Here is a 25,853-nt window from a genome sequence, read left to right on the forward strand (position 1 = left end):
CGATGGTCAACGCAATTCACCATCGAATCCCCGGAGTTTGCAAATGAGTGCTTCCAACGACTATACGCCGCCGAAGGTTTGGACTTGGACTAAAGAGAGCGGAGGTCGCTTCGCAAATATCAACCGGCCGATAGCGGGGCCGACACATGAGAAAGACCTGCCGATCGGTCGCCATCCGCTTCAGCTCTATTCTCAGGGTACGCCGAATGGTGTGAAGGTTACGATCATGCTCGAGGAGTTGCTGGCGCTTGGCCACCGGGGCGCGGAGTATGACGCCTGGTTGATCAATATCAATGACGGTGACCAGTTCGGTAGCGGTTTTGTCGCGGTCAACCCAAACTCCAAAATACCTGCTCTGGTGGATCGCAGTGGCCCGAAACCCATCCGGGTCTTCGAGTCCGGTTCTATCCTCGTTTATCTCGCCGAGAAATTCGGTGCGTTCCTTCCGACGGAAACGGCGGCGCGCGCCGGATGTCTGTCATGGCTGTTTTGGCAGATGGGGAGTGCACCTTATCTCGGAGGCGGGTTCGGCCACTTCTACGCCTACGCGCCGACCAAGATCGAATATGCAATCGACCGATTTGCAATGGAAACCAAACGCCAGCTCGATGTGCTCGATCGCCGCCTCGCGGAAAGCGAGTATTTGGGAGGCAGCGAATACACCATCGCCGACATGGCTGTCTGGCCCTGGTATGGCGGACTGGTCAAAGGTCGGCTTTATGACGGCGCGGAATTCCTTCAGGTGCAGGAATACAAGAACGTGGTGCGTTGGGCCAACCAGATCGACGAACGCCCGACAGTCAAGCGTGGCCGGATGGTCAATCGCACATCTGGTGAACCTTCGACCCAGTTGCGTGAGCGTCACGATGCGAGCGACTTCGAGACGAAGACCCAGGACAAATTGGCCGCCAAAGGCTGATTTTGCCTGCTGGAGAAGGGTTCTGCTGGCAGTAATGGCTTGCTGCCAGCTAGTTTATGCAGCTTTTTCGTTGGGGGTTCGCGCCGGATCGAAAACCTGAAAAGTGTTCCGTCCCGCAGCTTTTGCAGTATAGAGGGCGGTATCGGCATTCTTTACGATATCAGACGGCACACAGTCATCGATGAGCGCGATACCCACTGATGCCCCAAGCTTTGGTGACTGACCGAAAAACTCCAAAGGTTTGCTCAGAGAACCGACAATCCGCTGTGCAAGATCTGTAATCGCGTCCTGACCAAATTGGGGTCCCAGCAAAATGGCGAATTCGTCGCCGCCAATTCGGGCCACGACCTCAGCCTCGTGACATAGAGCAAGGAGACGATTGGCGACCTCTTTCAGGCACTCATCACCGACGGGATGCCCCAGGCTATCGTTGATAATCTTGAAACCATCGAGATCGATCAGGAGCAATGCGCCGCGCGGACTTTGACCGGCATCAGGTTTACACAAATCTGCAAGTCTCATCTGGAACTGGCTGCGGTTGGCCAGTCCAGTCAAAAGGTCGAAGTCTGCCAGATACCGCGTGCGGTCCAACAAGATCTTTTGCTCGGTGATGTCCTGTTTCATGCCAAAAATGCGGACAGGTACGTCATTTTCGGATTCAACCGTGGCGGTAATTCGTATCCAGCGGCGATTGCCCTGCACAGTTATGATTTCGGCATCCATTTCGAAGCCGCTGCGATCTTCAATTGCTCTTTTGCGGCGCCGCTGGAGTTCTTTCGCAGTATTCTCCGCATAGCATTCCACGATCTGGTTTCGATCAAGCTTCGCCCCGCGCGGCAAGTCAAAGATGTCATAGACCACGTCGGTCCAATGCAATGTCTCATCGGGAAGGCTGCACTCCCACACACCAATCCGGGCAGCGACCGACGCTCGTGCGAAGATTTTGCGACTGTGTTCCAGTGCAGTAGCCTGATCGCGGATTATGGATTCTTTAGCCTGTAACTCCGCTTTCAAGCGGGCAATGACGGCGGACTCGAGCAGCGGGACATCGGACATATATAACTCTGTTGCTTAGAGCGAGAGCGGGCATAGTGGCGCGAAAGTTGTTAATACACTTTATCAAGTGGCTTCGTCTCGCAGAAAATCGATGAGAGAATGCTGAAGCTTTGTCCGCCAGCCCGCCAAAGGGTGGCGGGAGCTTGAGTCGTCTCAAGTCGCCGGGCTTCGCCGCACCTGCCAGGCAAGTCGTGCAAGCGCACCGCCAACGCTGATCAGTTGAATTCCGAGCAGCAATCCGACGAGCCATAGCGCCGTGACCGGCAGGCTTGCCCAAAGCACCAGAGAGAGCAGGACACCGATGAGCCCGCTGGCCAGCACCCAGCCCCAATAGGGAAATGGACGGATCGTTAGCGCAAAGACGATCTTTGAGATGCCTTCGATCATGAAGAACACGATCAGGAGAAGCGTGACCGTCAGCAGGCCCTGCGCCGGATCACGCAGGAAGAGGAAGCCGATAAGGAAGGCAAGGATAACGGAGATGAGTTGCAGCCAAAAGTGCGGCACGTGCCGTGCTCCCACAAGGCTGATGCCCTGCGCAACACCACTGATGATCAACAGCCAGCCCAACATGATGATGACCGCTACCGACGATAAAATGGGATAGATGATCGCCAGGAAGCCTGCTACGACGAGAAGCGCACCTTGGATGAGGTACCACAACGAGTACCGCTTGACCGTTTCCCGCATGGCCGCACGGAAAACCTCCGCGGCCGAATCCAATGACATCGTCATGATCTGCTCCACTTCCCCAAGTGCCCCACCTACCGCCGAAATGGCCGTATTCGGCGATCCTGAATTCTGCATCGGCGACGAACAAGTACGTAACTGTAACACGTGTTACGGCTGATGTTTATCAACGGTATTCGCCATGGCACTGCAGCCAGCAAGTGGAAGTACGACCTCTCCTCCATAAGTGGTAGCACCCTCTCCCCGGACCTACCTCTTTTGACCTTGTGAGTACGCCGATTTCAGCAGTTCACGAGCACGAAGTCTGATGCCTTCTACATTGCAGGCTAATGTAAGATGAACCGTCACCAATCTTGAATGGAATAAATCGAGAGGGATGGGAATATGTCAACGAATTCAGAGCGGCACGTGCCACCCAGCCGGGCGAGACGTCACTTCCTCGGCCTGACTTTCGCCATCGGCGCCAGAGTTGCAGCGGCAAGCGCAGCCGCGATGATTATTCCTTCGTTGCCCGCTCAAGCCAAGGGCAAAGGATGGTGGGGAAAACATGGCGGCAACGACAATTCTGGTCGTGGCCCCAAGGGCGGCGGTGGCGGTAATAATTGTTTCCTCCGAGGCACATCGATTATGACCCCGGCAGGCGAGACGCCCATCGAGGAGCTCGGAATCGGTGATCTCGTTGAAACCGTGCGCGGAGAAACCCTGGCAATCAAATGGATCGGTCGCCGCCTTTACAAGAAGAGCGGCTCGTCCTGGCCTAAAAGCATGACGCCAATTCGTGTTTCCCGCCAAGCGCTCGATCAGCGGACGCCTCACAGGGATCTCTATCTTTCTCCCAACCACGCTCTGTTCATCGATGGCGTCCTCATCCGCGTAAAGGAGCTTGTTAACGGGATTTCGATCGTGCCCGCCCTTCCCGCAGAGCAGGAAAACATCGAGTATTTCCAGATTGTGTTCGATACTCATGAAGTGATCCTGGCCGAGGGTGCTCCTGCCGAGACATTCCTTTTCAGGTCAAACAATCATGAGAATTTCACGAACTTCGCTGAATATGATCGTCTCTATCCAGCCGACGGTCCGCGTCCTGCCATGACGCCTTTTGCGCCAGTCGTGGGGTATGAAGGTGGCCGACGGCATCTGAAGGCTCTTCTTCTTCTCGGGGTGTCTCCCTTTGTTCAGTTGCGTGACCCTGTCCGTGACATCTACGAGAGAATTGCGGTACGCGCCGGGCAACTGGTCAGTTGATCTGACAGGACGACGAACCCTCCGCACGGAAACGGCAATCAAGCTTGCGCATACTGTCTCATGCGCAAGCTTTCTTATGGTCTGTGTGATCAAACCGATCGGCCAGTTCGGCAAGATGAAAACGACGTGAACGTGTTCGGCGATCTCTTCAAACCGTTCTCGCGGGTCACGGCGATCGGACTGACGCTCATCTCTTCTGTTAGCGAAACTTTCGTTTGATGGTATTTGCAAACGAATTCTGCCTTATAGTTCCATGAGGTTGACGCGATGACAGGGTTGCCGTGAGCAGGTTGATATCGGAGCTATATGAGGGAAACACCAACAGGGCACACCGGTTCCGGTATGCGTTGTTGGCTTTCGATATCGCCACCGTCCTGTTCGTGATCGGCACATCCTTTCTTCCGCGGACCCAGGTCGTTGAATGGGCCGATACCGGCATTGGTCTGATTATTTTGCTCGATCTGGTGGCCCGCTTTTCGACCGGCGAGATGACGATGCGGTCAATCTTCCGACCCTCTACGCTTGCGGATTTTGCCGCCGTTTTCTCTTTTCTTGCGCCTCTTTCTGGTGAGGGTTTCGGATTTCTACGAATTCTTCGAACCCTTCGGTTACTTCACACCTATCAGGTTCTCGCACGACTGCGCGCTGACTTCCCGTTTGTGCGCCAACACGAGGATGCCTTGATCGCCGTCCTCAATCTTTTGGTGTTCCTGTTCATCATGACGGGTGTGGTTTACGAGACACAGCACCGGACCAATGCCGAGATCGCCAATTATGCCGACGCGCTGTATTTTACCGTCACTGCCCTCACGACGACGGGTTTTGGAGACATCACGCTCGAGGGGACGAGCGGCCGATTGATATCAGTGTCGATCATGATTTTTGGCGTAACGCTCTTCTTGCGTCTTGCCCAAGTGTTGTTTCGGCCAAATAAAGTTCGCTATCTATGTTCGACCTGCGGATTAAACCGGCACGATCCTGATGCAGTGCATTGCAAAGCTTGTGGAGCTATCGTCAATATCGAAAACGAGGGCGAAGGTTGAGCTCGATCAGGTAGTACATTCATAAATCTGTTAGAAATAGCCCCCAACCTGGCTGAACTTGACCGATACAATGGGAGGATAAAACGTGTTCTACGCCATCCTGGCCTATCACGAGGAGGAAGTGGTCGAATCATGGACCAAAGAGGAGGACGCGGCGCTGATGGCCGAACTGCTCGAGGTCAATCAGCGCCTCGTGCGCGAAAAGCTTTTGGGCCCGGCGGCACGGCTTGGTCCAACGCAGCGCGCCGTGACCTTGCGTGGCAAGGACGCAGGCGTGATCATCGACGGCCCTTTTGCCGAGACCAAAGAGCAGTTGCTCGGCTTCTATGTTGTGGATTGCCCGACGCTTGAGGACGCCGTTGCGGCCGCACGCGACCTGCGCCGTGCCAATCCGACTGCCGTTTATGAAATCCGGCCAATACTGCTCTATCGCCCGGGTGCTCCGCTGCTGCCTGAACAGGAGAGTTGATAAAGCGCACTAGAGAAATTCCGTTTTTCTCGAATCACGGAATTGCTCTAGCTCTTTGTTTTTACGCAATTCCGGAAACAAAACCGGTTCCCACTTTTGCTGGACTTGCTCTAGAGCTCAAACGCCGCCTGCCCCTCATCGCTCGCGGTGACGACGCTGGCGGCAAGAGCGCGGGTGATCCTCGATTTCTTTTCGAGTGCAACGCGGTCCAGCCGCTCGACAATGCGATTGGCCGTGGAGAGCGAGCGCTCGATATGGCTGACGAGGAAGTTGATGACGTTTGGATCAACAGCAATCTGCCGATCAGCGAAGAGCTTGTAGAGAACGCCCGCGAGTAGCGTGTCGTCCGGCTCGCCGATTTCTACCGTAGTCGCCGTTTTCAGGCGCGAGGCGAGATCCGGCAAGGTCACGGGCCAGTTGGCAGGCCATTTGCGCGAGGTCATCAGCAGACTGGAGCCGCTCTGGCGCACAGTGTTGATCAGGTGGAAAAGGCCGGATTCGTCGATCGGACCTGAGCCGATGTCGTCGATCAGGAATGGACCCCTCTCACCCGATGCGGTACCGATGCTGTGTGCATCGAGAATGATGGCATCAGATTCCGCTTTCCAGACGGCGGCAAGATGGGTTTTGCCCGAGCCTGTCGGACCGGCCAACACGACGACGGGCGATATCCAGCCCGGCCAGCGATCGACGATATCCACTGCAGCCATGTTGGATGCGGACACGATAAGATCGTCACGGGAATAGCCCGGTTCGTGGCCGAGATCGAGCGGCAGCTGGCGCGGTGTACTTACATCGGTCATGGAGCGATGAAATACAGCCAGCAACGCTGCACTGTCATCTGATTTCTTTGGTCTTGTCGCTTTTGCGATAGTCGCCTGTGTAGAGCGGGGATTGCTGATAGCGATGGATGACGAAGCGCACCAGAACGCCGACGGCGGCGGCGGTCGGCACGGCGATGAGCATGCCGGTGAAACCAAGCAGCGAGCCAAACGCGAACAGCGCAAACATCAGCCAGACGGGATGGAGGCCTACGGAGGAGCCCACGAGTTTCGGCTGAAGGATATTGCCCTCGATGAACTGTCCAATGCCGAACGCAAGAGCGACATAGAGAACATTGATATAGTCAGGCCAGAACTGCACCAGTGCGACGCCAAGTGCCAAAAGCAGACCGACCAGCGAGCCGACATAGGGAATGAAGCTGATCAGGCCGGCAAAGAGACCGATCAGCAGACCGAAGTTCAGCCCGGTAACCGTGAGGCCAACCGCATATATGATACCGAGAAGGAGACACACCGTGCCCTGCCCGCGAACGAAACCGGCGATGGCTTTGTTCATGTCGCGCGCTATGACGCGAACGGTATGGACGTGTTCACGAGGAACGAGCTTGTCGATCTCGGTAACCATGCGGTCCCAGTCGAGCAGCATATAAAACGCCACGACAGGCGTGACGACGAATAGTGCCACGACATCGATCAAGGTTTTGCCAGAACTCCAGATCGACTGCAGCAGGGTGGTAAGGAAGCCGGCGCCCTGCTGGAGAAGCGAATCCAGACTGCTGCGGATGACCGACGCATCGACACCTATGAAATCCTTCAACCATTGCGAGTCACGATTGGCGATGAGTTCCTGCAGGCGTGATACATAACTCGGCAAACGCACGATAAAATCGCTCATCTGCGAGGCCAGAACAGGCACGAGGATGATGAGCAGCAGCGCAAAGGTGACGACAAACAGGACGAGGATGACAATCGTCGCTAGCAGACGGGACAGGCCGAGACGTTGAAGATGGTCGGCGACCGGATCAAGAAAATAGGCGAGTACAAGTCCCGCGACAAAAGGCAGGAGGATCGATGAGAAGATATAGAGGAAAAACGCCAGGAAAAGCATCGCGCCTGTCCAGAATACGGCTTGGCGGCGCACGCTTGCGCCAAGCGTAGTGACCTGGACATCGACATGAATGTCTTTGTCCGGAATTTCGACCGGAACAGGATCCGTTTTAGTCTTGCTTATGCTCTTGCTCATATCCCGCCATGTGTTTCGTCCACGTCATGAGATAGGCAGTCGCGGAAGCTGCGGTCAAGAGGGCAACTATCCATACTAATACCATGCGAATGCCGGTGAGTGAAAAATCAAATGCAATATCCGCCAGTGTGACCGCGACAAGGATAATCTGAAACGCCGTATTCGCCTTGGACACCAGCAGCGGATGCATTTCCAACGGTTTGCCGATGACCGCACCGAGGAGCACCGCGCCTATAATGAAGATATCGCGTGAAACGACGATGACGACCAGCCAGACTGGCAACTCCTTGACAAAACCAAGCACCACAAACAGCGAGACCAGAAGGAGTTTGTCGGCGATGGGATCGAGATAGGCACCGAGCTCTGACCCTTGGTTGTAGCGCCGTGCAATGAAACCATCGATGCCGTCGGAGACGCCGGCGACAACGAAGCCTATCAGCGCGGCTCCGACATATCCCGACAGCAAGGCCATCACGATGAACGGAACGAGAATGAAGCGGAAGATCGTGATGTAGTTGGGAATTGTCACACTAGTGGTCCGATTTTGACATTCGTATCACATTTTTGCAAAGCCCGTTTGCGAATGTCAAAATCAAAGGACCACTAGCAAGACTATGCTTCTAGTGGAACTTTGAATTTGACATTTGAGTACGAGCATTGCGGCTACGTTGGACCCAAATGTCAAATTCGTTCCACTAGGTCCGCTTCCTTATGTAGTGTGTCTTAGCCTAAATGGAGAGAATGAGTGTGGTGCTCAAGCCCAAACGGCAGGCAAGATGTCGATAAGTGGCGTTTTCCTGGCCCTTGAGGTACTGAGACCTTGCAGCAGCGCCAGAGTCGTGCCATTTCGCGGGCAACAATCCGGAGCAGATCATGAATACCAAGAACGAGCCCGCCAAAGGTGGCAAAAATGGCCTTACCTACGCGCAGGCGGGCGTGGACATCGATGCCGGCAATCTGCTTGTTGAAAAGATAAAGCCGATCGTGCGTTCGACGCGCCGGCCGGGCGCCGATGGCGAAATCGGTGGTTTTGGCGGACTTTTCGACCTGAAGGCCGCAGGTTTTACCGATCCGGTGCTGGTCGCGGCCAATGACGGTGTCGGCACCAAACTCAAGATCGCCATCGATGCAGGCGTACATGACACCGTCGGCATCGACCTCGTCGCCATGTGCGTCAATGATCTCGTCGTCCAAGGCGCCGAGCCCCTGTTCTTCCTCGATTACTTCGCCACCGGCAAGCTCGATCCAGATCAGGGTGCAGCTATCGTCAGCGGTATCGCCGAAGGCTGCCTGCAGGCTGGATGTGCGCTGATCGGCGGTGAAACGGCCGAAATGCCGGGCATGTACCGCGACGGCGATTATGACCTTGCCGGTTTTGCCGTGGGCGCGGCTGAGCGCAATCAGTTGCTGCCATCCGGTGACATTGCCGAGGGCGATGTCATTCTCGGCCTTGCCTCTTCCGGTGTACACTCCAACGGATTTTCGCTGGTACGGCGCATTGTCGAGCTTTCGGGCCTTGGCTGGGATGCCAACGCGCCATTCAAGACCGGCACGACGCTGGGCGAGGCGCTGCTGACGCCGACGCGGATCTATGTAAAGCCGCTGCTCGCTGCCATTCGCGAAACCAATGCGATCAAGGCGCTGGCGCATATTACCGGTGGCGGGTTCCCGGACAATATTCCCCGCGTTCTGCCCAAGAACCTGACGGCGAGCATCGACCTGTCGGCCATCAAAGTTCCGCCCGTGTTTTCGTGGCTGGCAAAGACCGGCGGCGTCGAGCGCGATGAAATGCTGCGGACATTCAATTGCGGTATCGGCATGATTGCCGTTGTTGCGCCGGAAAAGGTGGACGCAGTCCTTGAAGCTTTGAAAGCACACGGTGAACAGGCTGTCCGCCTCGGAACAATGATTTCTCGAGCCGATGCGGGTGTCGTCTATCAGGGCACGCTGGCGCTGTGAGCACACCGAGGAAACGCGTCGCCATCCTGATATCCGGGCGCGGCTCCAATATGAGTGCGCTCATCGAAGCTGCAAAGAACGCAGACTATCCGGCGGAAATCGTTGCGGTTATCGCCAACATGACAGATGCCGGCGGGCTGGAAACAGCGCGGGCGCAAGGCATTCCGGCGGTTGCCATTCCCCATCGCGATTTTGCTTCGAAACGCGAACATGAAAAGGCTGTTTCCAAAGCGCTGCACGCTGCAAAGGCCGAATTGGTTTGCCTTGCGGGTTACATGAGAATTATCTCGCCGGAATTCGTAAGTGAGTGGGAAGGAAAGATGCTCAATATCCACCCTTCCCTGCTACCGCTGTTCAAAGGCCTCCATACGCATGAACAAGTGCTCGAAGCCGGAATGCGTGTGCATGGCTGCACGGTGCATTTCGTCACTGCGGGTACAGATGAAGGCCCGATCATCGCCCAGACCGTCGTGCCGGTGGAGAGCGGGGATACGACCGACACGCTCGCTCAACGGGTGCTTTCGGTCGAGCATGCGACCTATGTGCGAGCGCTCGCGCTGGTTGCAAGCGGCAATGCTGTGATGAAGGACGGGCGGACGGTTTTTACCGACTAGCCAGACTAAGCAGCGTCTTGATGGTCTTTCGATGTTCGGACAAAGGATAGGCGAAATCCCAGAGCCTCGGCAACTTTGGCAATCGTCGCCAATTCCGGATTGCCTTCGCCGCTCAAGGCTTTGTAGAGCGTTTGACGGGTAAGTCCGGTCTTGCGGGCAAGATCGGCAATGCCACGGGCTCTGGCGATGTCCCCCAATGCGCGGGCAATCTCTGAAGCAGTTCCGTCTTCGCAAACGGCCAACAAATATTCTTCGATCATCTCTTCCGAGTCGAGAAGTTCAACTGGATCGTAGGGACTCAGCTTTATCAAGATCGTATCTCCTTCAAATCCCTCGCCATTGCCTTTGCTCTTCTTATATCTCTGCTCTGCGTGCTCTTGTCTCCACCGCATAATAGAATGATCAAAATACTATCTTGCTGGGTGAAATAAAGCCGATAACCAGGTCCGCTATCAACTCGCATCTCACCGACATCGCCGCCAAGAAATTTACAATCACCGAAATTTCCGTCAGCCAATCTGTTTAGCCGCGACATTATTATTGCCCGCGCCCGCAGATCCCGCAAACCCCTGATCCAGTTTAAAAATGTATCTGTCTTCTCAACTGAATAACTCAAAAATGTAAACCATAGTTGTCAAAATGTCTAGATATCAAAAAATTTCAAAGCTTTAAAAAACACGTCCACAGTGTCACAAGTCTACCGCCAACCGCACCCAGACCTTGTTATCATGGAAAGCAGCGCCGCCATTGGGTGCGGGTGAATCAGCGCCGGTCAGGACATTGATCCCCTCGCCTCGCTCGAAAGCCGAATTGGCAAAGATGCCTTCAGAGATTACCACGCCGCGTTTGGTCACGGCCTGAATGCGCGCATGCACAACGACTTCGCCGCGATCATTGCCTATCGCAACGCGCGCGCCGTCTTCGATACCGAGTTCGGCCGCATCTTCCGGATGGATGAGCAGCTCCGGCCGCCTTTCCTTGACCACCGAAGTCGGGGTTTCAGAGAAGGTGGAGTTCAGGAAATTATGCGCAGGAGACGTCGCCAGGCGGAAGGGGTGCTTCTCATCGGCGATTTCGATTGCCTGCCAGTAGTCCGGCCATTGCGGCAATGTTTCGAACGGACCTTGCAGGCCCATCGATTGCGGCGGTCGGTTGGGCGACGGGCCGTTGCTCCAGTCCGGCTTGAAACGGAACTTGCCATCCGGCCAGCTGAACCCTTTTTCATAATGCGCCGTTTCGAAATCCGGCTGGATGTCGAGCCAACGGGTTTCCTTCAGCACGTCGAAGCTTGGCAAATTACTTGCGGCCATCATATTGTCGATGAGTGTCTTCGCGTCGAGATCGAAGCCGGGGAAATCACCCACACCGAGGCGTTTTGCCAGTTCGTTGATAACATAGAGGTTCGGGCGCGTTTCACCTGGACCATCGATCAGCTTTGGACCGAGCACGATGTGCTGCTGGCCGCCGCCACGATAGATATCGTCATGCTCCATGAACATGGTGGCCGGCAGAACAACGTCGGCGAGTTTGGCGGTGTCGGTCATGAACTGCTCATGCACGGCCATGAACAGATCATCGCGCAACATGCCCTGTTTCACCAGACGCTGTTCCGGCGCGACATTGGCAGGGTTGGTGTTTTGTACCAGCATCGCCATGACTGGCGGGCCGCCATAGAGCGCGGCCGGATCACCGGTGAGCGCCGGACCGATTTTGCACTGGTCTATGTGCCGGACAGACGGGTCGGCAAATGCACGGCCTTCGATCTCCCGCTTGTCCATGCGGAAAATACCTGAGTTCGAATGGAAGCCGCCGCCGCCCTCATATTTCCAGGCGCCGGTTACAGCCGGAATTGAGAGCGCCGCGTGCATGTTGACCGCACCGTTGCGCTGGCGGGCAAAGCCATAGCCGAGACGGAAGAATGTCCGCTTGGTTGTGCCGACGAGCCGGGCAAAATCTTCGATCTCGGCGATGGTGAGGCCGGTAATCGCCGCCGCCCATTCCGGTGTGCGGGTCTTCAGGTGCTGTTCCAGCCCCTTCGGATCGTCGGTATAGGCGTTGAGATAGTCCCAATCGGCAAGCCCGTCGCGAAACAGCACGTGCATGACGGCGCAGGCGAAAGCCCCATCGGTGCCGGGTTTGAGGACAAGCCCCAGATCCGCCTGCCGGACGGTGGCTGTTTCATAGATATCGATGGCGACAATCTTGGCGCCGCGATCCTTGCGGGCGCGGACGGCATGGGTCATGACATTGACCTGCGTCGCCGCAGCATTGGTGCCCCAGATCACGACACAATCTGACTTTGCCATTTCGCGCGGATCGACACCGCCGAGCTTGCCGGTGCCGGCGAAGAAGCCGGTCCAGGCCAGGTTGGTGCAGATGCTATCGAACTGGTTGGAATATTTCTTCGCATGACGCAGGCGATGGATCGAATCGCGCTGCACAAGACCCATGGTGCCGGCATAGTAATAAGGCCAGACGCTCTCAGAGCCGTATTCGGCTTCCGCTTTCAGAAACCGTTCAGCTATCAGATCGAGCGCCGCGTCCCAGCTCGCCTCTTTCCATACGCCCTCGCCCTTGGCGCCACCACGAATGACAGGCTTCAGCAGTCGTTCAGGATGATGAATGCGCTCGGCATAGCGGGCAACCTTGGCGCAGATGACCCCAGCCGTGTAGCTGTTCTCCTTGGCACCGCGTACGCGGCCGATATGGCCCGTATCGAGTACCTCGATGTCAAGGGCGCAAGTCGAAGGGCAATCGTGGGGACAGGCGGAATGGCCCGTGCGGAGCAGGACAGGTTTGTTCATGCGATATCCTTAGCGCAAATTCCGGCAGTCACAATGCTGCTTTTTGTCTTGGTGACAAGCTTGACGCGTGCATCCTCGCCTGATAGTTAAGCAATTACTTTAGTATTGTAATGGGAGAAATGAGATGTCGCTGAAGCTGTATTATCACCCGCTATCGTCATATTGCATGAAGGTCTTGACGGCGCTTTACGAGAAGGACCTGGCCTTCGAGGCGAAACTGGTCAACTTCGGCGATCCGGAAGAAAACGCACGCTTCACCGAGATGTGGCCAATCAGGAAGTTTCCGGTGCTGCAAGATGGTGCTCGCGACAGGCTCATTACGGAGTCCACACCGATCATAGAGTATCTGGAATTGCACTATCCAGGAAAGGCACAACTTCTGCCGACCAACCCCGAGATGGCACATGAAGCGCGCTGGTTTGACCGGTTCTTCGATCTGCACGTACACACGCATATGCAGAAGATCGTCGGGGACAAGCTGCGGCCGGAAGGCAAAAAAGATGGCTTCGGGGTGGAGGAAGCGGTCACAAAGCTGCGGACAGCTTATAGCGTCCTGGAAAGTAGGCTAAAGGACCGTATCTGGGCCACCGGGGATCAATATACCTTGGCCGATTGCTCCGCCTCACCGGCACTTTTCTATGCCAATCTCAATCTCCCGCTCGGAGCTGAACATCCGAGCGTATCGCGTTATTTGGAAAGGCTGATGAATCGGCCATCCTTCGCAAGAGCCATCGAGGAAGCAAAACCTTATTTCCACATGGTACCGAAGTGATTTAATTCAGCAGGTGCTGCACTCTTTCAATCGCCCAATGATAGAAACTTCCGGGTTCGGCAGGCAGGTCTGTTGGCTTTTTCTTGTGAATATGGAACCCGATGAAGTCTTTGTGACGTGTTGGTTCCAGGCCATATCTCGGGTCAAATATGCGAAGTGCATCCCGGCCCGTCCAATAGTAGAAACTCTGTTTCGGTGCAGCATCTGTGAAAAAACCGTGCCGGCGCGCCAGACGTGAGATGCCATCATTGCCAAAGACAGTATGGCCGATCATCGCCGTCGTGACTTCTTTGCCATTCCAGCGGGCCAGGGCCGGCTTGATCACCCGACGGTGAAAGCCGAGCCAATCGGGGAGAACTTCGGTTCCCTGGATATAGGCGACAAAATCGCTGATGATAGGATTATCCATTGGCAGATACAGTGCGGAAACACCCAGCCTCGTCAGGGTATCATGCGCGAGATATGGCTTGTCCGGCGATGGAAGAAACGGCTTCAGCAGGTAAACATCCGTATCGAGCCAAGCTCCCTGGTCATACTTCATCAACATAACCCGGAACAGATCGCTGAACTGGAGAATCGAAACACCGGGTGTCGTAGCCGGAAAATTACGGTTGATTCGCGCGAAGGTGTCACGAGGAAGGATTTGCTCGGCATCGTGAACTTCGATGCCAGCCGGAATGTTCTCGATATCGCCATATGAAAAAAGTCTTACGCGATGCCCTGCCAAGAGCATTGATGCGAGACATATTCGGTCAACGAAACGAAGAGATGGACCGAACCAGAAGGTGCAAATATCCAAGATTTATCCAAGTCTGAATAGGCCCGAGCAAAAATGCGTAACCGCAGATAGGGCGCACATCCAATGTTTGCCAGTAGATTACAAAAATTTAAGCCAGACGCATGACGGCGGCACCCATTGCGATCAAAGCTACGGCGGCAAGGCGCTTCGGCCCGACGCTTTCCTTGAGGATGAACGCCGAAATAGCCACCGCAAACAGGATCGCTGTTTCCCGCAACGCAGCAACCGCGGCGACCGGCGCCATGGTCATGGCCCAAAGCGCAAGGCCGTAGGAGCCAAGCGTGCCTACGCCGCCGATCGTCGCGAGACGCGTTCGCTTGAGGAAATGCGGCCACAATTCACCCGGACGCATGACCGTCGTCCAGACGAACAGCGGCACTGCATTCAGGACAAACACCCACATCGTATAGGAAGCCGGAGCGCCCGAATGACGAACGCCGACGCCGTCGATCAGCGTATAGGACGCAATCACCACCGCGTTGATGAGCGCAAGGATCGTGGTGGCGCGATTTGAGCCGGCCCGCCGCCGCGATTCCAGCGCAAGCGCAAGGACGCCGCCGCAGATCAGCGCGATTCCGGCCCACTTTTGCACGGAAAGCACTTCGCCGATCAGCGGACCGCTGGCGATGGCGACGATCAAGGGCGCCGTGCCGCGCATGATCGGATAAGCCTGGCTCATATCACCGCTGCGATACGCCGCCGCGACCAGCGCAAGATAGATGACCTGCGCGACACCGGAAGCAGCGAGGAAAGGCCAGCTTTCACGTGCTGGCGGTGTTAAAAATGGCAGGCAGATGGCCGCGATGATGCCAGCAGATGTGACGACGACAACAGTGTTCAGGAACTTGTTGCCCTCAGATTTGACAACGGCATTCCAGCTTGCATGCATGAGTGCTGCAAACAGCACGATGAGGACGACAGTTCCGGACATTATTGCTCACCCGCAGCACGCCAGCGATACGAGTGTGCCTGATGCGCTGTATGACAGATTTGTGTCGGATGGCAAATTCGATAAGCTGGAGTTCAACATCAAAGAAAATGATGAAGTACCAAGCCCGCTTGCGACCAGGCCCGCGTCATGAGAAAAGCCCAGCATGAACTACCGACACGCCTATCATGCCGGCAATTTCGCCGATGTGGTCAAACACATCATCCTGACGCGAATTGTGCTCTATCTCCAACGCAAGGAACAAGCCTTTCGCGTTATCGATACCCATGCGGGCATAGGCCGCTACGATCTCACGGGTGTCGAAGCTGGCAAGACCGGCGAGTGGCAGAACGGCGTCGGACGGCTGCTCGACGCCAAGATCGACGCCAAGGTTGCGGAACTGGTCCAGCCCTATCTCGATATCGTACGCGCCGAAAATGCGGATGGAGAGATGCGGCACTATCCGGGATCGCCGCTGATCGTGCGGCATCTCTTGCGCCGGCAGGACCGGCTTTCCGCGCTGGAATTGCATCCGGAAGATGCAGAGCTGTTGGCCGAGATATTCGAGGGTGACATTCAGGTCCGTGTGACCAAGCTGGACGGCTGGCTGGCGCTCGGCGCGCACGTGCCGCCGAAGGAAAAACGCGGGCTTGTCCTGGTCGATCCGCCGTTCGAGGTGATGGGTGAGTTCGACCGCCTCGTCGATGGGCTGGTGCGGGCACACAAGCGCTTTTCCGGCGGAACCTTCGCTTTGTGGTACCCCATCAAGGACCGGCAGGAAGTCCGGCGGTTTGTAGCCGCGCTGCACGATACGGGCATCCCCAAGATATTGCGAACCGAACTCATGATTCGCCCAATCTCACCGGAACCGCGGCTGGATGGCACCGGCATGATCATCGTCAATCCGCCCTATACGCTCGATGACGAACTGCGCACCGTACTGCCAGCGTTGTCGAAAATCCTCAGTGAAGAACAGAATGCGGGTTTCACGCTCGAATGGATACGCGGCGAGCAAGTTGACGCTTGACCGAAGGCAACGGCTGGTTGAGATTGCGACCAACGAGATTTCACGGAGAGTGATCCTATGACACGCGTATCATCGATTCTTGCTGCAAGCTTTGCCGTTGGCGCCGCGCTTGCATCGGCTACCGCTCCGGCGCGGGCCGCAGACTATGTGGAAAGCGGGCCCGGTTACGACGATACGTGCGGGCAGGCACGCGTCCTCAATCGCATCATCAACAGGTTTTCCTATCAGGTACGGCATGTACCAAATCTGCCTCAAGTTGGGATCCAGGATTTCACCGACGTGCGCCTGACTCACTTTGAGCCTAGCCGCGATCCGGACATGGATGCCGTAGCGCGCCATTACTGCCGCGCGACAGCACATCTCTCGGACGGTGGTCAACGTCCGGTTTGGTATCTGGTCGAAGAAGGCCAAGGTTTCGTCGGTATTGGCAATAATGTCGAATTCTGCGTTTCCGGATTTGATCGCTGGCACGTCTACAACGGCAATTGCCGCACCCTTTACTAATCAAGCCAAAGCATGCCGATCGGTAAGCTGGCTCGCTATGCGCTGTTTGCGGCTCTGATCGGCATTTCAGTACTTTCCTATCTGCGCGAAGAGAACGCGCCGGTAACGAACGCTCCGATCGAACCTTCTTCTGATACGCCGATGGAACGGCAGGCCGGGCAGCCCCCGTCACTGCCCTCCGGCACAGGCTTCGACTTCTATGTGCTCGCGCTTTCCTGGTCACCCAGCTATTGCGCGGCGGAGGGTCCGAACGCCAATCAGCAACAATGTTCGACAGGGCGCCCTTACGGATTCGTCGTACATGGGCTCTGGCCGCAATATGAACGGGGCTATCCGCAGGATTGCGATACGTCGCAGCCGCGCAACGTTCCCTATGCCCAAGCCAAACAATTGTCCGATATCATGCCGTCGCCCGGTCTCGTTACCTATGAGTGGCGTAAGCATGGCTCCTGCACCGGCCTCACCCAGCAGGACTATTTCTCCGTTATGCGCCAGGCGGTAAAGCGTTTTGCGATTCCAGCCCCTTACCGCCAGCCTACATCGCGCGCGCCGGTCAATCCGCAGATGCTGGAACGGGCTTTTGTTTCCGCCAATCCCGGACTTGCCAAAGACGGTATCGCGGTTACCTGCGACAGCGACTATCTCCGGGAAGTGCGCGTTTGCCTGACCAAGGATCTGAACTTCCGCCCCTGCCCTGAAGTCGAACGTTCCTCTTGCAGGCGGCGCTCGGTGGATATGCCTGCAGCGCAGTAGGTCGTGAGGCGAAAATGCCGCTCTTTGCGAAAACCAATGGCAGGTTTACGGTTCCGGCAACGAATCGCGATCAATGGGAGTCCACAGTGCCGAAAATTCTATATTCCCCCGCCTCACCCTACAGTACCAAGGTCCGCATGGCGGCGCTTTATGCGGGGGTTCCTGTCGAGAATGTGCTGGTGGACAGCAACGCCGAACCCGTGGAACTGGTCAGCGCCAATCCGCTCGGCAAGATTCCAACGCTTATTCTGGATGACGGCAAGGCAATCTTCGACAGCCGCGTGATCACGCAATACCTTAACCGCATGTCGGGCAACAAGATTTTCCCGCGCAATGCCGAAAAACGCCTTGAGGCCGAACAACTGGAATCGGTTGCAGACGGACTTTGCGATGTGCTGCTCGCGCACGTCTATGAGCGCCGCTTCCATCCGGAGGAAAAGATCCATCAGCCTTGGCTCGACCGCCAATGGGGCAAGGCAACCCGCGTGCTCGACCACCTCAACGCGGCGCCGCCGCGCCTTGGCAAGAAAATTCATGGCGGACATATCGCGCTTGCGGCCGCCCTCGCCTATGCGAGCCTGCGTTTTGAAGGCAAATGGGAAAAGGGCCGTTCGAAGCTCAAGCGCTGGCAAAAGCGCTTCGAGGAATTGCATCCGGACTTGGCGGCCCTTCTGCCGAAATAAGCGCAAAAAAAGAGCCGGGCAGTTTCCTGTCCGGCTCTTTTCAAATCAGTCGTGGCTTAGAACTTGTAACCAACACCGACACGAATCTCGTTCGTTGTCAGCTTGCTGGAAACGTCGTCAAGACCGCCGAGGTCGAAGTCTTTCTTGCCGTAATCGCTGTAGCGATATTCGACGCGGCCTACGATGTTCTGCGTGAACTTGGCTTCGGCACCGGCACCAACTGTCCAGCCGACGCGCGTGTTTGAATCACTGCCCGTATCCGAAGACAGCTTGCTGTTGGTCACGGCGAGACCGCCTGTGCCGTACAACAGAACCGGGTCAAGTGCGATACCGGCGCGAGCACGAACCGAGCCCTCTACACCCTGCTTAGCTTTGATGCCACCACGCGTCTCATCACCACCGGAGTAGCCGAGGTCGGCTTCACCACCGTAGACGAACTGGCCGTTCTGGAAGTTGTAACCACCGTAAGCGCCGCCCTGGAAGCCATCGGCGTTGATGTTGCCAGAATCGTCGGTCTTGTGCTTGTTCCAGCCGTAACCGCCATATGCGCCGAGGTAAGCGCCCGACCAATCAGCAGCAGCTGGTGCTTCGATAGGAGCTGGTGCAGGTGGCTGTTCCTGGATGGCGTCGGCGGCGAATACTGGAGCGGAGAGCGTGAACACTGCCGCAGTAGCGAGGATCGTTGTTTTAAGAGTGCGCATGGCAATCTCCTTTTTTAAACTCTTTTACACGGAGCGGGCACTGGTTGGGGGGAAGAACCAAGAATTGCATCCGCTTGACAGGGCAGACATTCGCTTTGCATTGTGGCGGCACTTGCGCCGCACTGTGAAAAGAAACTGTCGAGAAAATGGCGGAAATGCGATGTGTTTTTTATGCAACATCGAGAATTCTTCAATGATTTCAATGCGAATATAGTAAGCCGGTAACATAGATGCCAATCGATATTTGAGAGAAATTTAGTCGAAAGTCTCTCGATACTGCAGTGCAATATATTACACTTAATGGATGTTTAAGTTTTGCATTCGACTTGGATTTCAGGGGGATGTTGTGACGCTATTCGGCCTGCGCCCGCCTTGGCGCAGATAAACTTCGAGGATCGATTGCATCTGTTCACTACTGACACTGTTGCGGCCTTTCACTCTCGCGCTTTCACGCTGTGATCCCTATATTCGTGACTGAATCGCCGCATGAAGGAGCCACCACTTGAAGACTGATCAGCCCGTTGTTCTTGTAACCGGTGGCGCAAAGCGGATCGGCAAGGCGATTGTCAAGGATCTGGCTGCACATGGCTTTGCCGTGGCAATCCATTGCAATCATTCCCACGACGAGGGCGAAGAGCTTTTGACGGACATCTATGCTGCGGGTGGCACGGCCTGCGTGGTGCAGGCCGATCTCTCCGACAGCAATGCAGTGCGCCGCCTTGTTCGTGACGCACAGGATCAACTCGGGCCGGTGCAACTGCTGGTCAACAATGCCTCGATTTTTCAGGAAGACGGCATAGGCGATCTCGCAGATGACGTCGTATGGGACCGGCATTTCGCCGTCCATGTCAAGGCACCCGTGCTGCTTGCGGATGCGATGGCAGCGGCGTTGCCGGCAGGCAAGGATGGTCTGGTGGTCAATATGATCGACCAGCGTATCTGGAAGCTTACGCCGAAATTCATATCCTATACCTTGTCCAAATCGGCTTTGTGGACTGCCACGCAGACGCTTGCCCAGGCTCTCGCACCACGGATCCGCGTCAACGGTATCGCACCTGGGCCAACCATGCCGAGTGACAGGCAAAGCCAGGCCGACTTCGATCGGCAGGTGAGCACGCTCCTTTTGAAACATGGGCCCGATCTGTCAGAATTCGGCCGTACGATCCGCTATCTATGGGAAACACCATCTATTACGGGGCAAATGATCGCTCTCGATGGCGGGCAGCATCTGGCTTGGCAGACGCCGGATGTTTCAGGAATAGCAGAATGAACGACCCGGCAAATCAATCCAGCCCAAAACAGCTTCTTTCCGACGATGTGAAAGAAGACGATATCGATTTGCCTCTTGGTGAGGATCTGGACGAACCAATCGAGGAAAGCAACGAACCTGTCCGGGACGTAGCGGCCCTGATCAGTGCAATCGAATGGGATTCGACGATCGTCAGCGATGGAACAAGCGGCGCCGATGTGATCGCTGCGCTGGTCAAGCGCTTGCCAAACAAGCCGGGCGTCTATCGCATGTTCAACGAGGCTGGCGACGTGCTCTATGTCGGTAAAGCGCACAGCCTTAAGAAGCGTGTTTCCAATTATGCCCGCGGTCAGGGCCACAATAACCGCATCGCGCGGATGATCCGCGAAACCATGAAAATGGAGTTCGTCGTCACCCGCACAGAAACAGAAGCGCTGCTTCTGGAAGCCAACCTGATCAAGCGCTTGCGGCCGCGGTTTAATGTGCTGATGCGGGACGACAAGTCGTTTCCCTACATCCTGCTCACCGCCCCCAAGCAGACTGACCGGCGGCTTGCGCCTGGAATTTTCAAACATCGCGGCGCGCGCTCGAGCAAAGGCGATTATTTCGGACCCTTCGCATCAGCGGGCGCAGTCGGGCGCACGATCAATGCTCTGCAGCGTGCATTCCTTCTGCGTACCTGCACGGATTCGTTCTATGAAAACCGCACGCGCCCTTGCCTGCTCTACCAGATCAAGCGCTGTTCTGGTCCATGCACCGGAGAGATCAGCGAAGCGGACTATGACGAACTGGTCAGCGAAACCAAGGCGTTTCTTTCTGGCAAAAGCCAGGCGGTGAAGACGCATTTGTCGAATGCGATGCGCGAGGCTTCGGCAGATCTCGATTTCGAGCGGGCAGCCGTATATCGCGACCGCCTGTCGGCGCTGTCACACGTTCAGGCACATTCGGGCATCAATCCGCAATCGGTGGAGGAAGCCGACGTTTTCGCCATCTATCAAAATGGCGGGGTGACGTGTATCCAGGTGTTTTTCTTTCGAACCGGCCAGAACTGGGGCAACCGCGCCTATTATCCCAAGGCGGATTCGTCACTATCAGGCGCCGAAGTTCTCGGCGCGTTCCTGTCGCAGTTCTATGATGACAAGCCCTGCCCCGCGTTGATCATGCTTTCCGAAACCGTCGAAGATCAGGAATTGCTTGGCGTTGCGCTGACGGCGAAATCGGATCGCAAGGTCACAATCACAGTTCCGCAGCGCGGCGAGAAACGCGATCTGGTCGAGCATGCCCTCAGCAATGCGCGCGAAGCCCTTGGCCGCCAGTTGGCCGAGACGTCATCGCAATCGCGCCTGCTCAAGGGTGTGGCCGAGACCTTCGGTCTGGAGAAAACACCGCGACGCATCGAGGTTTACGACAACTCTCATATCATGGGAACCAATGCCATTGGCGCGATGATTGTGGCGGGTCCAGAAGGTTTCGTCAAAAACCAGTATCGAAAGTTCAATATCCGCTCGACCGAGATCACACCGGGCGACGATTTTGGCATGATGCGCGAGGTGATCGAGCGGCGTTTCAGCCGGCTGGTCAAAGAGCATGGTACGCCCGAAACCAAGGATGCGCCGGCGGAGGATGTGGAGATCGATGAATTCGACGATGATTCCGATGCTTTCCCGGCTTGGCCCGACATAATCCTTATCGATGGCGGTCAAGGTCAGATGAGCGCGGTGCGCGGTATCCTGCAGGAGATGGGCATTGCCGACAAGGTCACCGCCATCGGCGTCGCCAAGGGCGTCGATCGCGACGCAGGGCGCGAACGGTTCTTCATGGAGGGTAAGCCCTCCTTTACCCTTCCACCACGCGATCCGGTGCTGTATTTCCTGCAGCGCCTTCGCGACGAGGCCCACCGCTTTGCTATCGGCACGCACCGGGCCAAGCGCAAGAAAGAGATGGTAAAGAATCCGCTGGATGAAATCGCGGGAATCGGTCCTTCACGCAAGCGCGCTCTGTTGCATCAGTTCGGCACGGCAAAGGCGGTTTCGCGGGCGGCTGTCGAAGATTTGATGAAGGTCGACGGTATATCTGAAGCCATGGCCATTACAATTCGCGATCATTTTCGTACATAGGACTCTAACTATTGTAATCGGGACATAAATGCGCCCGACTCCCTATTGATGAGCTTGACGTTTGGCGGTCGAACCCTTTTGATCGGCACTGATTTGATTGGTTGAAAATATGTCCAAAAACAACGCCTACTCTCTGCCGAATATTCTTACCTATGCCCGAATAATTGCCGTCCCTCTTGTAGTGGTGTGCTTCTTTCTGGAAGGACGCCTGCAATCCAGCGACGCCGCGCGCTGGGGTGCTCTGGCGATCTTCGCTATTGCCAGCATAACCGATTTCCTCGACGGCTATCTGGCGCGCATCTGGAAGCAGACCTCGACCATCGGCCGCATGCTCGATCCGATTGCAGACAAGCTGCTCGTTTCTGCCTGTTTGCTGCTGCTGGCAGCCGATGGAACGATCGCCGGCTGGTCGCTCTGGGCTGCTATCATCATCCTTTGCCGCGAAATTCTGGTGTCGGGCCTGCGCGAATATCTGGCGGAACTCAAGGTCAGCGTGCCGGTGAGCCAGCTTGCCAAGTGGAAGACCACTATTCAGATGGTTGCCATCGCATTTCTGCTGGCGGGACCTGCCGGCGACGAAATCGTCCCGGTGATCACCATATTGGGTATTATTCTATTGTGGATCGCCGCATTGATAACGCTGTACACTGGCTGGGATTATTTCCGGGCCGGGCTGAAACACGTGGTGGATTAGAGCCCTTTCCAGCCATAGTGGCCTATTCTGACGGAGACATGTTGTGACAAGATCAAGCAAAGACAGGAAGACCCGCACCCTTCGTGCGGGCGAGTGGCTTGGCGTCGATATTGGCGCAACAGGGCCCGTCCCACTGGTCGAACCGCATTTCTCTCGAAATGCGGATAATTCGACCAGCGGGTTTGAAAGCTGGTTGGTTTGCTTTGCAAGCCAACGGCTGGGTTTCCGGCTGGCGGCCAACCACTTTGTCAGGCGGCTTCGTCCGATGAACCACATCGACCTCGCCACCTTCCGCGGGGATTGTCTCGCCATCCGCGAAACAGAATACGGCCAGTATGGCTGGAAAGGGCTCTGCCAATGACCAAACTCGTCTATTTCGCATGGGTGCGTGAACGGATCGGCAAGGGCGAGGAATATCTTGACCTTGAACCCTCGATCGTCACGGTGAATGACCTGCTGACCCATTTGAAGTCCCGCGGTGAAGAATATGAATCAGTGCTTGAATACCAGGATGTGATCCGCGTCGCGATCAATCAGGAACATGTCGAACACGATGCGCCGATCAAAGGTGCACACGAGATTGCGCTTTTCCCGCCGATGACCGGGGGATGAAGCATGAGCACGGTCGAACCACTCATCCGCATCCAGGCTGAGGATTTCGATACAGCCGCCGAAATTGACCGGATGACCAGGGACCGCCGCGGCATCGGCGCGGTGGTGACATTCAGTGGTCTTTGCCGAGATGAGGCCGGGACGCTGGCAGCGCTTGAAATCGAACACTATCCAGGCATGGCGGAGGTCGAAATTGGCCGTATCGCCGAAAAAACCCTGGACCGCTGGAGTTTAACGGGCCTGACCGTCGTCCATCGCTACGGTTTTATCAAACCTGGCGAGAACATCGTCCTTGTCGTCGCTGCCTCTGCCCACCGGCAAGCGGCTTTCGAGGCCGCATCGTTCCTGATGGACTATCTGAAAAATGCTGCCCCTTTCTGGAAGAAGCAGCACCTCGTCAGTGGTGAAGTCAGCGACTGGGTCGAGGCGAAGGCAACCGACGAGGAAGCGCTCAAGCGCTGGGAAAAAACCAAATGAACCGTGTCGCAGTCGGTTCCCTTATCATCGGCTTTCTGGCCGTCCTGGTACTGCTGGTTTTGTCATTCTCCGCTCGCAGTGACGAGCCGGGAGGGGAAATCAGGAATGTGACATGGCTTGCCGAAGACATCGACGGGCGCGGTGTCATCGATAATGCGCAAACGACCTTGACGATCAATGCCGACGGATCTGCGAACGGATCGGGCGGTTGCAATGGCTTCATGACCAGCGCCACGATTGCTGGATCCAATCTCTCTTTCAAACCAGCGGCTGCAACCCGCATGATGTGTCCGCCCGCCCTGATGGATCAGGAACAAAAGTTTTTTTCCGCGCTTGAACGGACGCGGTCCTACGCTATCGATGCCGACACCGGCAAACTGCTTCTGCACGACGCCGCCGGAAAAACCATCGCCCAGCTCGCGCAGAAAAATTGATTGATCCGATAAAAAAAGCCGGGCATTTCGCCCGGCTTTTCTTATTCGCGCAGCCGAGTATCAGCCGACGATTTCAGTACCGGAAAACCAGTAGGCGATTTCTTCTGCGGCAGTCTCGGGGGCATCGGAACCATGAACCGAGTTCTCGCCGATGGAGAGGGCAAAAATCTTGCGGATCGTGCCTTCGTCAGCATTGGCCGGGTTGGTCGCGCCCATGATTTCACGGTTGCGGGCGATGGCATTCTCTCCTTCGAGAACCTGAACGATAGTCGGGCCCGAGGACATTGACTCAACCAGCTCGCCGAAGAATGGACGCTCCTTGTGCACAGCGTAGAAGCCTTCGGCTTCACGGCGGCTCATCCAGACCCGCTTGGAAGCGACGACGCGAAGGCCAGCCTCCTCAAACTTCTGGGTGATGGCACCGGTGAGATTGCGGCGGGTCGCGTCGGGCTTAATCATCGAAAAAGTGCGTTCAATTGCCATGGAATGAAACCTTGTCATTTGGGGGAATGGTGGCGGCTCTATAGCGGGAGCAGGCCCGTTTGCCAATAGACCATTTGCCAATCCTCCCTTATGGCAGCTTACGCTGCAGCCTTGATCTCGCGTGCAACACCGCCATGCAGATCGAGACAACGCTCGAACCAGTCCTGCACAGGATCGCCTGCATCGAACAGTTTGTAAGATGTCAAAACGCGAACCCATTGAAAGGCACCGAATATAATGTAGTCGGCAAACAAGGGGCTTTCACCGCCAATGAACGGCTGGGATAGCAGCGTCTTGCGGATGGGCTCAAGACTTGCAGTAAACGCTTCGCGCTTCGTATCGCGCGTCGCTGCTACGTCCTCGAGCGTCCGGCCAAAGACTTTCTCACGGCTTTCGCGGAAATAGGCTTGGTTAGAGGTGTCAAGCAGATCGTGTACCGGCATCAGGATCACTACGTTGATGAAAGGGTGGATGATCATCTGCGACCAGCCTTCGACAAAGCGGGCCATAGCGCGGCCACCCTCGCCCTTGAACAGCGAAGGACGGTCCGGATATCTATCTTCCAGATAGAGGGCGATCGCAAAGGAATCTGCTACGAGCTTGTCTTCATCGCGGATAATCGGCACTTTGGCGGAATAGCCGTTCTCAAGTTTCGGTATCTCTTTAAAGGAGACGCGATTGCGATCAAATGGCAGACCTTTGTGCGCCAATGACATCACTGTTTTCCAGCAGTGTGGACTGAAAGGACGGCCTTGATCAGTGCCGACAAGCTCGTGCAAAATGATTGCCATCGCAA

At 56.1% G+C, this 25,853-nt stretch carries 31 protein-coding genes; 18 read left to right on the forward strand and 13 right to left on the reverse strand.

The genetic code is table 11. The features are described 5' to 3' along the window. The first annotated feature begins 43 nt into the window (after window positions 1-43). Window positions 44-919, forward strand: coding sequence for a glutathione-dependent disulfide-bond oxidoreductase (gene yghU, locus FHS21_RS01950; RefSeq protein ID WP_183660860.1), 876 nt, complete (start codon window positions 44-46; stop codon window positions 917-919). 54 nt (window positions 920-973) lie between these two features. On the opposite strand, the gene FHS21_RS01955 is transcribed toward yghU, so the two are convergent. Next, the gene (locus FHS21_RS01955; protein WP_112527955.1) at window positions 974-1,975 is read right to left on the reverse strand and encodes a diguanylate cyclase domain-containing protein; all 1,002 of its coding nucleotides are present in this window, start codon (window positions 1,973-1,975) and stop codon (window positions 974-976) included. 153 nt (window positions 1,976-2,128) lie between these two features. Continuing rightward, window positions 2,129-2,710 carry an HdeD family acid-resistance protein gene (locus tag FHS21_RS01960; protein WP_112527953.1) on the reverse strand — a complete coding sequence of 194 codons (582 nt, stop codon included), beginning with the start codon at window positions 2,708-2,710 and terminating at the stop codon, window positions 2,129-2,131. A gap of 339 nt (window positions 2,711-3,049) precedes the next feature. Here FHS21_RS01960 and FHS21_RS01965 point away from each other — a divergent pair, with 339 nt between their 5' ends. From FHS21_RS01965 to FHS21_RS01975, 3 genes are all read left to right on the forward strand, one after another. Further along, a complete protein-coding gene (locus FHS21_RS01965) occupies window positions 3,050-3,910 on the forward strand; it encodes a Hint domain-containing protein (protein ID WP_112527951.1) in 861 nt (286 codons plus the stop codon). Between the two features lie 281 nt (window positions 3,911-4,191). Continuing rightward, complete coding sequence (locus tag FHS21_RS01970) at window positions 4,192-4,953, forward strand: potassium channel family protein (protein WP_376772053.1); 762 nt, start codon at window positions 4,192-4,194, stop codon at window positions 4,951-4,953. Window positions 4,954-5,038: 85 nt separating this feature from the next. After that, a complete protein-coding gene (locus tag FHS21_RS01975) occupies window positions 5,039-5,422 on the forward strand; it encodes a YciI family protein (RefSeq protein ID WP_112527949.1) in 384 nt (127 codons plus the stop codon). A gap of 110 nt (window positions 5,423-5,532) precedes the next feature. On the opposite strand, the gene hdaA is transcribed toward FHS21_RS01975, so the two are convergent. From hdaA to FHS21_RS01990, 3 genes are read right to left on the reverse strand one after another with little or no spacing between them, the layout of a single operon-like run. Next, complete coding sequence (gene hdaA, locus FHS21_RS01980) at window positions 5,533-6,225, reverse strand: DnaA regulatory inactivator HdaA (protein ID WP_112527947.1); 693 nt, start codon at window positions 6,223-6,225, stop codon at window positions 5,533-5,535. A 34-nt stretch (window positions 6,226-6,259) separates the two neighbouring features. Next, window positions 6,260-7,447, reverse strand: coding sequence for an AI-2E family transporter (locus tag FHS21_RS01985; RefSeq protein WP_112527945.1), 1,188 nt, complete (start codon window positions 7,445-7,447; stop codon window positions 6,260-6,262). Next, a complete protein-coding gene (locus FHS21_RS01990) occupies window positions 7,422-7,976 on the reverse strand; it encodes a CDP-alcohol phosphatidyltransferase family protein (protein WP_112527943.1) in 555 nt (184 codons plus the stop codon). Before FHS21_RS01990 ends, FHS21_RS01985 begins: the two co-directional genes overlap by 26 nt. A gap of 344 nt (window positions 7,977-8,320) precedes the next feature. Between FHS21_RS01990 and purM the strand changes: the two genes are divergently transcribed. Next, window positions 8,321-9,406 carry a phosphoribosylformylglycinamidine cyclo-ligase gene (gene purM, locus FHS21_RS01995; protein WP_112527941.1) on the forward strand — a complete coding sequence of 362 codons (1,086 nt, stop codon included), beginning with the start codon at window positions 8,321-8,323 and terminating at the stop codon, window positions 9,404-9,406. Next, on the forward strand, window positions 9,403-10,020 hold the full coding sequence (gene purN / locus FHS21_RS02000) for a phosphoribosylglycinamide formyltransferase (protein WP_112527939.1): 618 nt from the start codon (window positions 9,403-9,405) through the stop codon (window positions 10,018-10,020). Before purM ends, purN begins: the two co-directional genes overlap by 4 nt. 5 nt (window positions 10,021-10,025) lie before the next feature. Here the strand turns inward: purN and FHS21_RS02005 are convergent, their stop codons facing one another. The 3 genes from FHS21_RS02005 to FHS21_RS02015 all read right to left on the reverse strand — a co-directional run bounded on the left by FHS21_RS02005 (window position 10,026) and on the right by FHS21_RS02015 (window position 12,824). Then, the gene (locus FHS21_RS02005; RefSeq protein WP_246410763.1) at window positions 10,026-10,280 is read right to left on the reverse strand and encodes an addiction module antidote protein; all 255 of its coding nucleotides are present in this window, start codon (window positions 10,278-10,280) and stop codon (window positions 10,026-10,028) included. 47 nt (window positions 10,281-10,327) lie between these two features. Next, entirely contained in the window at window positions 10,328-10,636 is a 309-nt protein-coding gene (locus FHS21_RS02010) for a type II toxin-antitoxin system RelE/ParE family toxin (RefSeq protein ID WP_112527935.1), read from the reverse strand. 73 nt (window positions 10,637-10,709) lie between these two features. Beyond that, a complete protein-coding gene (locus FHS21_RS02015) occupies window positions 10,710-12,824 on the reverse strand; it encodes a molybdopterin oxidoreductase family protein (RefSeq protein WP_183660863.1) in 2,115 nt (704 codons plus the stop codon). A gap of 124 nt (window positions 12,825-12,948) precedes the next feature. On the opposite strand from FHS21_RS02015, the gene FHS21_RS02020 reads away from it, so the two are divergent. Continuing rightward, window positions 12,949-13,596 carry a glutathione S-transferase family protein gene (locus FHS21_RS02020; RefSeq protein WP_112551282.1) on the forward strand — a complete coding sequence of 216 codons (648 nt, stop codon included), beginning with the start codon at window positions 12,949-12,951 and terminating at the stop codon, window positions 13,594-13,596. Between the two features lies 1 nt (window position 13,597). Here the strand turns inward: FHS21_RS02020 and FHS21_RS02025 are convergent, their stop codons facing one another. Together FHS21_RS02025 and FHS21_RS02030 are read right to left on the reverse strand one after the other, a co-directional pair. After that, window positions 13,598-14,395 (reverse strand): hypothetical protein, encoded by a 798-nt coding sequence (locus FHS21_RS02025; RefSeq protein WP_112527929.1) that lies wholly within the window; start codon window positions 14,393-14,395, stop codon window positions 13,598-13,600. Window positions 14,396-14,483: 88 nt separating this feature from the next. Further along, entirely contained in the window at window positions 14,484-15,326 is an 843-nt protein-coding gene (locus FHS21_RS02030; protein WP_112527927.1) for an EamA family transporter, read from the reverse strand. 163 nt (window positions 15,327-15,489) lie between these two features. Here FHS21_RS02030 and FHS21_RS02035 point away from each other — a divergent pair, with 163 nt between their 5' ends. The 4 genes from FHS21_RS02035 (at window position 15,490) to FHS21_RS02050 (ending at window position 18,290) form a co-directional block, all read left to right on the forward strand. Next, window positions 15,490-16,350: a 23S rRNA (adenine(2030)-N(6))-methyltransferase RlmJ gene (locus tag FHS21_RS02035; RefSeq protein WP_112527925.1), complete on the forward strand. Its 861-nt coding sequence runs from the start codon at window positions 15,490-15,492 to the stop codon at window positions 16,348-16,350. Window positions 16,351-16,407: 57 nt separating this feature from the next. Continuing rightward, the gene (locus FHS21_RS02040; RefSeq protein WP_112527923.1) at window positions 16,408-16,854 is read left to right on the forward strand and encodes a hypothetical protein; all 447 of its coding nucleotides are present in this window, start codon (window positions 16,408-16,410) and stop codon (window positions 16,852-16,854) included. 12 nt (window positions 16,855-16,866) lie between these two features. After that, window positions 16,867-17,607, forward strand: a complete 741-nt coding sequence (locus tag FHS21_RS02045) for a ribonuclease T2 family protein (protein WP_183660865.1) — start codon at window positions 16,867-16,869, stop codon at window positions 17,605-17,607. An 86-nt stretch (window positions 17,608-17,693) separates the two neighbouring features. Further along, a complete protein-coding gene (locus FHS21_RS02050; RefSeq protein WP_112528129.1) occupies window positions 17,694-18,290 on the forward strand; it encodes a glutathione S-transferase in 597 nt (198 codons plus the stop codon). A gap of 56 nt (window positions 18,291-18,346) precedes the next feature. On the opposite strand, the gene FHS21_RS02055 is transcribed toward FHS21_RS02050, so the two are convergent. Further along, entirely contained in the window at window positions 18,347-18,991 is a 645-nt protein-coding gene (locus FHS21_RS02055; RefSeq protein WP_112527919.1) for an outer membrane protein, read from the reverse strand. A 502-nt stretch (window positions 18,992-19,493) separates the two neighbouring features. Between FHS21_RS02055 and FHS21_RS02060 the strand changes: the two genes are divergently transcribed. The 7 genes from FHS21_RS02060 (at window position 19,494) to FHS21_RS02090 (ending at window position 24,574) form a co-directional block, all read left to right on the forward strand. Continuing rightward, window positions 19,494-20,261, forward strand: a complete 768-nt coding sequence (locus FHS21_RS02060) for an SDR family oxidoreductase (RefSeq protein ID WP_112527917.1) — start codon at window positions 19,494-19,496, stop codon at window positions 20,259-20,261. Then, on the forward strand, window positions 20,258-22,357 hold the full coding sequence (gene uvrC / locus FHS21_RS02065) for an excinuclease ABC subunit UvrC (protein WP_112527915.1): 2,100 nt from the start codon (window positions 20,258-20,260) through the stop codon (window positions 22,355-22,357). The genes FHS21_RS02060 and uvrC overlap by 4 nt, the downstream gene beginning before the upstream one ends. Before the next feature lie 109 nt (window positions 22,358-22,466). Further along, on the forward strand, window positions 22,467-23,051 hold the full coding sequence (gene pgsA / locus FHS21_RS02070) for a CDP-diacylglycerol--glycerol-3-phosphate 3-phosphatidyltransferase (protein ID WP_112527913.1): 585 nt from the start codon (window positions 22,467-22,469) through the stop codon (window positions 23,049-23,051). Between the two features lie 43 nt (window positions 23,052-23,094). After that, on the forward strand, window positions 23,095-23,412 hold the full coding sequence (locus FHS21_RS02075) for a hypothetical protein (protein WP_158482180.1): 318 nt from the start codon (window positions 23,095-23,097) through the stop codon (window positions 23,410-23,412). Then, entirely contained in the window at window positions 23,409-23,663 is a 255-nt protein-coding gene (moaD, locus tag FHS21_RS02080) for a molybdopterin converting factor subunit 1 (protein ID WP_183660867.1), read from the forward strand. Before FHS21_RS02075 ends, moaD begins: the two co-directional genes overlap by 4 nt. 3 nt (window positions 23,664-23,666) lie before the next feature. Further along, entirely contained in the window at window positions 23,667-24,140 is a 474-nt protein-coding gene (locus FHS21_RS02085; protein WP_112527907.1) for a molybdenum cofactor biosynthesis protein MoaE, read from the forward strand. Further along, complete coding sequence (locus FHS21_RS02090; protein ID WP_112527905.1) at window positions 24,137-24,574, forward strand: META domain-containing protein; 438 nt, start codon at window positions 24,137-24,139, stop codon at window positions 24,572-24,574. Before FHS21_RS02085 ends, FHS21_RS02090 begins: the two co-directional genes overlap by 4 nt. Before the next feature lie 60 nt (window positions 24,575-24,634). On the opposite strand, the gene ndk is transcribed toward FHS21_RS02090, so the two are convergent. Further along, window positions 24,635-25,057, reverse strand: a complete 423-nt coding sequence (gene ndk / locus FHS21_RS02095) for a nucleoside-diphosphate kinase (protein ID WP_112527903.1) — start codon at window positions 25,055-25,057, stop codon at window positions 24,635-24,637. A gap of 98 nt (window positions 25,058-25,155) precedes the next feature. Then, window positions 25,156-25,848, reverse strand: a complete 693-nt coding sequence (locus FHS21_RS02100) for a glutathione S-transferase family protein (RefSeq protein WP_112527901.1) — start codon at window positions 25,846-25,848, stop codon at window positions 25,156-25,158. Between the last annotated feature and the right edge of the window lie 5 nt (window positions 25,849-25,853).

The organism is Phyllobacterium trifolii, assembly GCF_014192095.1.
GTDB classification, from domain to species: Bacteria; Pseudomonadota; Alphaproteobacteria; order Rhizobiales; family Rhizobiaceae; genus Phyllobacterium; species Phyllobacterium trifolii.